At 34.0% G+C, this 10,300-nt stretch carries 8 protein-coding genes and 1 riboswitch; all 8 genes read left to right on the plus strand.

Annotation, left to right across the window (positions count from 1 at the left end):
* Positions 1–165: 165 nt before the first annotated feature.
* On the plus strand, positions 166–2,241 hold the full coding sequence (locus tag Q0E86_RS10550) for an EAL domain-containing response regulator (protein ID WP_295756961.1): 2,076 nt from the start codon (positions 166–168) through the stop codon (positions 2,239–2,241).
* A gap of 29 nt (positions 2,242–2,270) precedes the next feature.
* Positions 2,271–3,203 carry a macro domain-containing protein gene (locus Q0E86_RS10555; RefSeq protein WP_295756964.1) on the plus strand — a complete coding sequence of 311 codons (933 nt, stop codon included), beginning with the start codon at positions 2,271–2,273 and terminating at the stop codon, positions 3,201–3,203.
* A 71-nt stretch (positions 3,204–3,274) separates the two neighbouring features.
* A complete protein-coding gene (locus Q0E86_RS10560; protein ID WP_295756967.1) occupies positions 3,275–3,907 on the plus strand; it encodes a vWA domain-containing protein in 633 nt (210 codons plus the stop codon).
* Between the two features lie 132 nt (positions 3,908–4,039).
* Positions 4,040–5,479, plus strand: coding sequence for a GGDEF domain-containing protein (locus Q0E86_RS10565; protein WP_295756969.1), 1,440 nt, complete (start codon positions 4,040–4,042; stop codon positions 5,477–5,479).
* Positions 5,480–5,591: 112 nt separating this feature from the next.
* Positions 5,592–6,368: an alpha/beta hydrolase gene (locus Q0E86_RS10570; RefSeq protein WP_295756971.1), complete on the plus strand. Its 777-nt coding sequence runs from the start codon at positions 5,592–5,594 to the stop codon at positions 6,366–6,368.
* A 20-nt stretch (positions 6,369–6,388) separates the two neighbouring features.
* Positions 6,389–7,786 (plus strand): Na+/H+ antiporter NhaC, encoded by a 1,398-nt coding sequence (nhaC, locus tag Q0E86_RS10575; protein WP_295756974.1) that lies wholly within the window; start codon positions 6,389–6,391, stop codon positions 7,784–7,786.
* 48 nt (positions 7,787–7,834) lie between these two features.
* Positions 7,835–7,942: riboswitch (TPP riboswitch) on the plus strand.
* A gap of 102 nt (positions 7,943–8,044) precedes the next feature.
* On the plus strand, positions 8,045–9,385 hold the full coding sequence (gene thiC / locus Q0E86_RS10580) for a phosphomethylpyrimidine synthase ThiC (RefSeq protein WP_295756977.1): 1,341 nt from the start codon (positions 8,045–8,047) through the stop codon (positions 9,383–9,385).
* 173 nt (positions 9,386–9,558) lie between these two features.
* A complete protein-coding gene (locus tag Q0E86_RS10585) occupies positions 9,559–10,206 on the plus strand; it encodes a Crp/Fnr family transcriptional regulator (protein ID WP_295756980.1) in 648 nt (215 codons plus the stop codon).
* Positions 10,207–10,300: the final 94 nt, after the last annotated feature.

Consider the following 10,300-nt stretch of genomic DNA (forward strand, 5'->3'; position numbering starts at 1 on the left):
GACGTAAACCTAGTGAAGCACAGATTCGTCAAATCATGAAATCGGTAAACGCAAACCGTAAATAATGATAAAGTGTCGAAAGACACTTTTTTGGTTCGTTGCTTAAATTAAATTTTGGTTATATAATAATGTAGATAAGTTATATATTTTTAGAAGAGGGTTATTATGAGAGATTTTGATTCAAATCGCATCTATGAAATACTAGGCGAAGAATTTAAAAACATCTATATTGTTGATTGTAAAACTCAACAGATTCATGCTTTTAAGGAAACAGAGGTGTTGCCTGGTTTTTCTGCACATATGCTTTATAATGACGCGATGAATCAATATATTGATCATTGTGTATATGAAAAGAATCGTGATATGTTACGTATCGCACTTTCATTTGATTCTCTTTATACTCGTTTAGATAATGCTGAACATTTTAATATTCATTATCAATCTAAAACAGATTCAGAAGTTCATTTTATGTATACACACTTTGGTTGTATCAAAGATCAAGATAAAATCACGCAAATTGTCATTGGTTTTGCGAATGAAGATTTGGATATTCGAAGAAATAATTTGGATATGATCAACAATGTGATTACGCCAAATGGTTTAAGAAGAAAAGTTTTGATTGTTGAAGATAATGAATTGAATCGAGAAATGTTAAAGGCGACTTTAGAAGATGATTATGATGTATTAGAAGCTGTAAATGGGGAAGATGGTTTACAAATTCTATCTCAGAATTATAAAGATATTTCAATTATTTTGTTAGATGTTGTCATGCCTGTGTGTGATGGATTTGAATTTTTATCTCGTCAAAAATCAGATTCCTTATTGGCAAGTGTTCCAGTTATTGTGACAACAGGAAATAATTCGCAAGAAGATGAATTAAAATGCTTGGGACTTGGTGCTGTTGATTTCATCACAAAGCCTTATAATGCAAGAATTGTAAAGAGCCGTATCGATAGTGTGATTAAATTAAGAGAATCAAGTATGACTTTGGCAGCTATTGAAAAAGATGAGTTGACAGGCTTATATACAAGACAGGCTTTTTATCATCATGCTCGTACATTGACTAATTTTATGACAGATGAAATTTTTAATGTCGTTGTTTTAGATGTGGCGGATTTTAAATTGATCAATGGTACATATGGAACAAAGAAGGGGAATGAGGTTTTGATCTACCTTTCAAATGCGTTTAAATACTATATTAAAAATGGTTTGTTGACGCGTTATGAAGGCGATCAAATGTTAGCTTTATTCCATAGTAAAGAAAAGTTGGATGTGAATCGTATCGCAAACAATTTAAATAAGATTATGGAAGAAGCTCCTATCCCAAATATTCGTGTGAAGTTAGGAATTTATGAAAATGTGGATACAAGTCTTCAAATTCCAATCATGTGTGATCGTGCATTGATGGCTGTGAAGAGTATTTCCAAAGATTTTAAACAAAATATCGCATTCTTTACGCAGGAAATGAATCAAAAATTGCTTGCGCAAAGACAAATGGAAAATGATTTTAAAGATGCCATTAAAAATAGGGAATTTGTGGTTTATTTTCAACCAAAATATGACGTTCGATCTGAAAAAATTGTAGGTGCAGAAGCACTTGTTCGTTGGCAAAAAGAAGATGGAACATTGATTTCACCAGGCTTATTTATTCCGTTATTTGAAAGTGATGGTTTAGTTGTTCAATTGGATGAATATGTATTTGAAACAGTATGTCGATTCCAGAAAGATCGAATCAAACAAGGTTTACCAATTATTCCTATTTCTGTCAATTTATCTCGTGCAAGTATTCACTTTAGTGATGTCGTGCAAAGATATGTCAATATCATAAAAGAGAATGAGATTCCATTTAGTTGTGTTCCAATTGAATTGACGGAATCGGCGGCTTTATATTCGCAACAAATTCTTGAAATCACAGATCAAATGGTTGGTGCAGGCTTTAAATTGCATATGGATGATTTTGGTGCAGGCTATTCTTCATTAACAACTTTAAATGAATTGAAATTTACAACGGTTAAATTGGATAAGAGTTTAATTGACTATATTGCCAAACCGCGTGGAATGAAGATCGTGCAACAAACGATTGATTTGGGGCATGGATTAGATATGAAAGTTGTTGCGGAAGGTGTTGAAACCAAAGAACAAAGGGATTGTTTGATAGAAATGAATTGTGATGAAATTCAGGGCTTCTATTATTCAAAACCTTTAAAACAAGATGATTTTATCGAAAAACTAAGAGCTTAATAAAGCTCTTTTGTTGTATAGGAGGATTTATGCCAGTAAAAATAATTCGTCAGGATATCACAAAATTAAAAGTGGATGCGATTGTGAATGCGACAAATCCAAGTTTGGATGCGACAGGTGGCTTAGATCGTTACATACATCAATTAGCAGGTAAAGAATTAGATGAAGAGTGTAGAAAAGTAGGAAAATTGAAAGTAGGACAAGCTTGTCTTACAAATGGATATAAGTTATGTAAATATATTATTCATACGGCTGGTCCAGTATGGAATATGCAAAAACGTAATAATGCAGCTTTATTAGAATCTTGTTACTTATCAAGTTTAAACTTGGCAAATGAACATAAATTGAAATCAATCGCATTTCCATTGATTTCATCTGGAAATAATCAATTTCCAAAAGAGTTGGCTTTAAAAGTAGCGATGCATAGTATTGTATCTTTTCTAACAGATCATGAAATGATGGTTTATTTAGTAATATTTGATCGTAAATCATATAAAATCAGTTCTGAATTATTTGATTCCATTGAAGCTTATATTGATGATTGTTACGAAGATGAGCATATGGTGATGTGTAATTCTATTCTACCTTCAAAACTATCTTTACTTGATGCTTTGAATCAAATGGATGAAAGCTTTTCAACGATGCTTTTAAGAAAAATTGATGAGAGTGGAATGAGTGATGTAGAGTGCTACAAGAAAGCGAATGTGGATCGTAAATTGTTTTCTAAGATTCGTTCGAATCCTAACTACAAACCTTCTAAACAAACTGTGATTGCTTTTGCGCTCGCATTAGAATTACCTCTTGATGAAATGGAAGATATGCTAAATAAGGCGGGTTTTAGTTTATCCCATTCAAATAAGTTTGATATTATTGTTGAATATTTTGTATCCCAAGGAAATTATAATGTCTTTGAAATCAATGAAGCGTTGTTTGCGTTTGATCAAAGTTTGATTGGCGTATAAATGTCGCTTTTAAGGCGACCATTTTGATTTGAATAATAGCTATACTGTAATCAATCAAGGAGGATACAGGGATGAAAAAGAATTGTACAGAAATAGTTTTTATTTTAGATCGAAGTGGATCAATGTGTGGCTTAGAGAAGGATACGATTGGAGGTTTTAACTCTTTAATCAACAAACAGAAAAAACAAGATGGAGAAGTTTTAGTTTCGACAGTATTGTTTAATGATTCAAGTGTGGTCATCCATGATCGCAAACCCATTGAAAAAGTTAGACTTATGACAAATAAGGATTATGAGGTATATGGATGTACCGCATTACTCGATGCACTAGGTTCAAGTATTCACCATATTGGAAATGTGCACAAATATGCTAGAAATGAGGATGTTCCAGAGCACACGATGTTTGTGATTATCACGGATGGAATGGAAAATGCGAGTTGCTATTATTCAAAAGAAAGAGTCAAGGCGATGATTGAATATGAGAAAGAAAAATATGGTTGGGAATTCTTATTTCTTGCAGCCAACATCGATGCGATCGATACGGCAAGTCAATATGGAATCGATAAAGATCATGCCGTGAATTATCAAAGTGATTCTGTTGGAACTCGTTTGAATTATGAAGTATTAAATGAAGCCATTCAGTGTGTTTGTACGGGTGTTCCTTTGCCAAAATCTTGGAAATCAAAAATAGAAAAGCGTAAGTAAGAACCATTATTCGTGGTTCTTTTCTTTGTTTAATTGACTAAATTCACTAAAATATAACTGATGTATAACCGTTAAAGAGATATAATGTGGTTAGATAATTGAAATGTTTTCTTGAAGAAAGGAAGGTAATTTATGCAGACAATCATGCGATATGAATTGGTCATCAATGAAGCATTGCGTTCTGCACTTATGTTCGATACTCCAGATGAACAGATCAATGAGTTTATTCGTTTTTTTGGAAAACACATTGGGTGTGATCGTATTTATATTTTTGAAGATAATAAAAAAGAACATGTGACAAATAATACCTATGAATGGTGTAGTGAAGGTATCCAACCAGAAATTGATTTTCTACAAGGCGTTGATATGGATATTATTGATTGGTGGTACAAAGCTTTTGATAAGAAAGAAAATGTGATCATTCAAGATGTAGAAACAATCAAAAATGTTCATGTGTATACGTATAATACATTAAAAGTACAAAATGTGAAGCGTCTTGTGGTTTGTCCCATTCGTTATAAAGATGAAATTAGTGGATTCTTTGGCGTTGATAACCCTCCTATTGATGATCATTTGGGTTTAACAACATTCTTAGATATGATCGCAACGTTGGTTGTATCTTTTTTAAAGATACGTAATTCGCAAATTAAGTCTAAACAAAAGGCTAAATTGAGTGGGTATTCGGCATTGGCTCAAATCTATATTTCAATGCACTATATCAATGTAAAGACAGAACGATTTCATATTGTGAAAACGGAGCCGGAAATTCTTAAATATTTAGGAATGGATGAAATGCATGATGTTGAAGAAAATTTTACTGATCATATTTGTAGGGTTCATCGAAAGTTTTGTCAGGAAGACTATGTGGATCGAGAAATTGATTTTATGAATCTAGAAACATTGGATGAAAGACTTCAGAATAAGAAATCAATTGATAGTGTATTCTATGGTAAAATTTCTGGATGGTGTCGTGGACGTTTTATTCCGGTAGATTATGATGAGGATGGTCATTTACTTCATGTTTTGTATTGTGTGGAATGTATTGATGAACAAAAGAAACGGGAGGATCAATTATTATATTTAGCTCAAACGGATACGATGACGGGTGTTTCAAATCGTCGAAGTGGCGAAAAGATGATTGAGCGTGTTTTGAATAATAAAATTAGTGGAATGATGTGTCTAGTGGATTGCGATAAATTTAAATTAATCAATGATACATATGGACATATGGCGGGTGATGAGGTCATTATTGCGATTGCGCATACGCTTCAAAAATCATGCCGCGATAAAGATATAGTGATGCGTCTAGGTGGAGATGAGTTTGCGTTATATATTCCGGGTGTTACAAATCGTAAGTGTGCAAATTCTTTCTTTAAACGTTTGTTTGAAAATTTGAAACAGATTCAAGTGAAATCCATACAAAATCATCCGATCGTATTAAGTTTAGGTGCATGTTTCTTTGATGGAAAAGAAGAATTAAGTTTTGATGAATTGTATTGTAGAGCGGATTCTGCAATGTATGAAAGTAAGAAAATTGATGGATATAGTGCAACGATTTTCAGAAAAAAATAGCCTCTTTGTGAATAAAGAGGTTGTTTTGTATCTAAAAAGTAAACAAGTGTAAAAAAACAGTAAACATTTATTGATTTTTGTGGTATTATACCCGCAACGGAGGGAAATATATATGCAGAAGTATGTAGAAATCAAGCGAGATGGATTAACACTTCGTGGTATGCTTCATGTTCCGGATGGCATAAGCCAAAAAGTACCAATGGTAATCGTTCTTCATGGTTTTTGCGATGATCGAAATGAAATTAATTTTGTTCATAATGAATTGTCTCAAAGACTATGTGAAGCAGGTATTGCCAGCGTACGTTTTGATATGAATGGCAGTGGCGAAAGTGATGGCAAATTTGAAGATATGACGATTTCAAGTGAAATCTTAGATGCCCAAGCCATGTTGGAATATGTTCGATCCTTGGATTTTGTCGATACGAATAAAATTGCATTTCATGGATGTAGTCTAGGAGGCTGTGTAGCTAGTATGGTAGCAGGAAGGTGTAAGGATAAGATTCAAGCATTATCATTGTGGTGTCCAGCGCCAGATTTGGTTTATAACTTAAAGGAGCATATGACTTTGTGTGGTCAAGATGTCTCGAATATTGAAGAAGATGGATGTGCGGATGTAGAAGGATTAAAATTGAGCCTAAAATTTTATCAAGATGCTTGTACATTAGATCCATATAAAGAAGCGAGTTTATTTGATAAGAATGTATGTACGATACATGGAGATCAAGATATTACGGCTTCTTGTGAGTGTAGTTATAAATATAAAGAAATTTTTAAGGAAAGATGTAAATGTATGATTGTCAAAGGGGCAGAGCACAGATTTAAATCGTTTGCGTTTAGAGAAGCTAGAATGCAAGGTGCTCTAGACTTTTTGAAGGAAGAATTATTATAAAGAAAGTGAAGGGATTTGTTATGAATCAAGAAAGAAAAGAGCCGACAACGCTATTTGCGGTCGTTTCATTTTTGGCAATTATTGCCGTACTTATTATTATGATCAACATGGGATGTAATACAACACTATCTGTTTTTGCGGGTGTTATTGTATCGGTCATCACTACTCGATTGTTGAATATTTCATGGAGTGAAGTGGAACAAAATATAATTAAAACAGCAGCAGAATGTATGCCTACATTTTTGATTGTCATTATGGTGGGTATGCTTGTAGGAATTTGGATGGCTGGCGGAACTGTTCCATCATTGATGTATTATGGTATGCAAGTGGTATCTCCAAAAATATTAGTGCCATTAGCTTTTGTGCTTTGTGCATTAACGAGTGAGTTTACAGGAACTTCATTTGGTTCAGTTGCCACAATGGGTCTTGCGATGGTAGGAATTGCCTCTACGACAAGTATTCCAGTACCATTAGTTGTTGGTGCGGTAGTTTCTGGTGCATGGCTTGGGGATAAGATGTCTCCTTTATCAGATACGACAAACTTAGCGAGTGGTGTAAGTAAAGTGCCTTTATATGATCATATTCATTCTATGCAGTACACTACGCTTCCGGCAGCTGTTGTAGCTTTAGTCTTATTTACAATTGCGGGGCTTTATTATAGTGGTGGAAGTATGGATCTTGCCCAACAAAAATTAATTATGGATACTTTAAGCAAACATTTCACAATTAATATCTTATTGATCTTGCCAGCTATTTTAGTTATTTTGATTTCTGTATTTAAACTTCCATCTCTACTAGGTATGGGACTTGCGGTTGTCGTATCGGCTATTTTTGCGATGGTCTTTCAAGGTGTGAACTTTGTAGATCTAATGAATTATGCCTTTAATGGATTTAGTATTGAAACAGGTGTATCTATTGTAGATCCAATGTTAAATCGTGGTGGTGTTCTTTCAATGTCTGAATTGTTGGTTACATTTATGGTAGCTAGTGTTATGGGAGCTGTGATTACTTCAACGGGTATTTTGGATGTTTTAGCGAAAAATGTTTTATTGAAATTTATTAAGAATCGTACAGTTTTGGTGTTTGTCACTTTAGTATATTGTTATATCGTAAATTTCTTAACGGCAGGTGGTCAAACTGTATCGATTATTGTAACAGAACAAACTTTTGAATCTACTTATGAAGATATGAATATTTCGCGTAAAGTCTTGTCTAGAACACTCGAAGATTCTGGTACTTTATCTGCGCCAATCGTTCCGTGGGGTGTTGCGACAATTTATGTCATGGGTGTTTTAGGATGTAGTACAGCCTATATTCCATACGCATGGTTTATCTTTATTGTTCCAATTTTCTCAATGATTTGCGCAATGACTGGTATTGGTGTTTGGGATAAGGATGGAAATCCGGTTCGAAAATAAATGTCATATATCTTTACTATCTTTTAGAATTGGTGTATAACTTTAATGTAAATAAAAAAAGGGAGCTTGTAGGACAGGCTGAGAGGAAAGTATGACTTTCGACCTATAACCTGATTTGGATAATGCCAACGTAGGGAAATACTTTGTCGTTTTTTAGTGTGAGTATACCTATATTGGTTGCTCACTTTTTTTTGTGTGGCAAGATGGGAGCACCACTTTTTGTCACGTTAAAAAATCATTTGAAAAGGAGAATTAAAAATGAACACAAATGAAAGTACAGTAAGTACAGGCGCTACATATACCACTCAGATGGATGCTGCGCGTAAGGGTATTATTACGCCAGAAATGAAAATTGTAGCCCAAAAAGAAAAAATGACTGAGGAAGAACTAAGAGCATTAGTGGCTTGTGGAAAGGTTGTTATTCCGGCAAATAAAAACCACAAATCTTTAGATCCTGAAGGTGTTGGTAGTATGCTACGAACAAAAATCAATGTTAACTTAGGGGTTTCTAGGGATTGTAAAGATTATGATGTAGAAATGGAAAAGGTTATGGCAGCGGTAGACTTAGGCGCTGAATCGATTATGGATTTGTCAAGTCATGGTAATACACAACCATTCCGTCAAAAATTAACTTCAGAATGTCCAGCTATGATTGGTACAGTTCCTGTTTATGATAGTGTGATTCATTATCAAAGAGATTTAAATACATTAACAGCTAAAGACTTTTTGGATGTGGTTGAGTTACATGCCAAAGATGGTGTTGATTTTGTGACTTTGCATTGTGGAATCACAAGAAAAACGATTGATCAAATCAAAAAACATAAACGTAAAATGAATATTGTTTCTCGTGGGGGAAGTTTAGTATTTGCGTGGATGTCTATGACGGGTGAAGAGAATCCATTCTATGAATATTATGATGAAATTTTGGATATTTGTGAAAAGTATGATGTAACGATTTCTTTAGGAGATGCTTGTCGTCCTGGATGTTTAGCGGATGCGACAGATGTATGTCAAATTGAAGAATTGGTTCGTTTGGGAGAACTGACAAAACGTGCATGGGATCATAATGTGCAAGTGATTGTTGAAGGTCCTGGACATGTTCCTTTAAATCAAGTTGCTGCAAATATGCAGGTTCAGCAACAAATTTGTATGGGTGCTCCATTCTATGTGTTAGGCCCATTAGTTACAGATATTGCCCCTGGATATGATCATATTACGGCGGCTATTGGTGGTGCTGTTGCGGCTATGTCGGGTGCTGCTTTCTTATGTTATGTAACGCCTGCAGAACATTTAGCTTTACCAAATGTAGAAGACACAAAACAAGGTATTATTGCTTCTAAGATTGCAGCTCATGCGGCGGATATTGCCAAAGGTGTTCCTGGAGCTAGAGATATGGATGACAAGATGGCGGATGCAAGAAAGAATCTAGATTGGGATGCTCAATTTGAGTGTGCATTAGATCCTGAAACGGCAAAGGCAATTCGTCAATCTCGTATGCCAGAAGATGATCATAGTGATACTTGTAGTATGTGTGGTAAATTCTGTGCGGTTCGAAGCATGAACAAGGCTTTGTCTGGTGAAAATATTGATATTTTATAAGGTTTGTACTTTTTAGTAGAGGGTTGTATTAATTAGTCGATTTAATTTCAAGAGTGAGTGGAGTATGATATATTAATTATGTAACTTTATTGTTAGAATTATACATAACATATGTTAATAAAAGGCGTTAGTTAACTATGGTATAATTGGCAATGAGTTAGAAAGGGTAATTTATGAGTGAGTTTGTATTAGATTTTTTTGAGGGGAAGAATCTTGCGACGCTCGAAAAAAAGAAACATTCATATTTAATGATAGATGGGCACGATCAGGAAGATATCTATATATTAAAAGAAGGAATAGTAAAAACAAGTATAATATTAAGTGATGGTCGTGAATTTAACATTATGTATTTAAAGGGTTTCGATGTACTTTCACTTTTGAAAGATGAAGTCAAAAAGGTTACTTCAGCATCTTTTCATATTCGTATTGAAAGTGATACAGCACTATTCTATCGTGTGAATCGCAAATTGTTTTCAAAATTTTTAAGTGAAAATGAAGCATTAAGAGATTATGTGGATACATATTATCGTAAGAGGTTATCTGAATCTATTTATCGTCAGCAATTAATGACAATGAATGGTAAAAATGGTGCAGTCTGTGCTTTTATTTATTATTTAGTTGGATTGTTTGGAAGAAAAGTAAAGAAGGGTATCTTTATTGATCTTCAAGTCACAAATGATGATATTGCAGGTTTTTGCGGTGTATCTACAAGAAATAGTGTCAATCGTATCTTGCGTGGATTAAGAGAACAAGGCGTCATAACGATGGTATATCATAAAATCCTAGTTCTAGATGTTGATTATTTAAAGCGTTATGTATAACAAAAGGAGCAATTTAGCCAATGTCATTAAGTTAAGAAATGACGAACCATCCAGATACTATTGTCTGGATGGTATTTTTATTTGAAAGCACGAC

Source organism: uncultured Holdemanella sp. (assembly GCF_934754935.1).
Taxonomy (GTDB): Bacteria; Bacillota_I; Bacilli_A; order Erysipelotrichales; family Erysipelotrichaceae; genus Holdemanella.

What these genes read in the sequence shown, in the direction of transcription:
- Q0E86_RS10560 (WP_295756967.1), top strand. Translation starts at nt 3,275, where the DNA reads ATGAAAAAGAATTGTACAGAAATAGTTTTTATTTTAGATCGAAGTGGA.
- Q0E86_RS10585 (WP_295756980.1), top strand. Translation starts at nt 9,559, where the DNA reads ATGAGTGAGTTTGTATTAGATTTTTTTGAGGGGAAGAATCTTGCGACG.
- Q0E86_RS10570 (WP_295756971.1), top strand. Translation starts at nt 5,592, where the DNA reads ATGCAGAAGTATGTAGAAATCAAGCGAGATGGATTAACACTTCGTGGT.
- Q0E86_RS10565 (WP_295756969.1), top strand. Translation starts at nt 4,040, where the DNA reads ATGCAGACAATCATGCGATATGAATTGGTCATCAATGAAGCATTGCGT.
- thiC (WP_295756977.1), top strand. Translation starts at nt 8,045, where the DNA reads ATGAACACAAATGAAAGTACAGTAAGTACAGGCGCTACATATACCACT.
- Q0E86_RS10550 (WP_295756961.1), top strand. Translation starts at nt 166, where the DNA reads ATGAGAGATTTTGATTCAAATCGCATCTATGAAATACTAGGCGAAGAA.
- Q0E86_RS10555 (WP_295756964.1), top strand. Translation starts at nt 2,271, where the DNA reads ATGCCAGTAAAAATAATTCGTCAGGATATCACAAAATTAAAAGTGGAT.
- nhaC (WP_295756974.1), top strand. Translation starts at nt 6,389, where the DNA reads ATGAATCAAGAAAGAAAAGAGCCGACAACGCTATTTGCGGTCGTTTCA.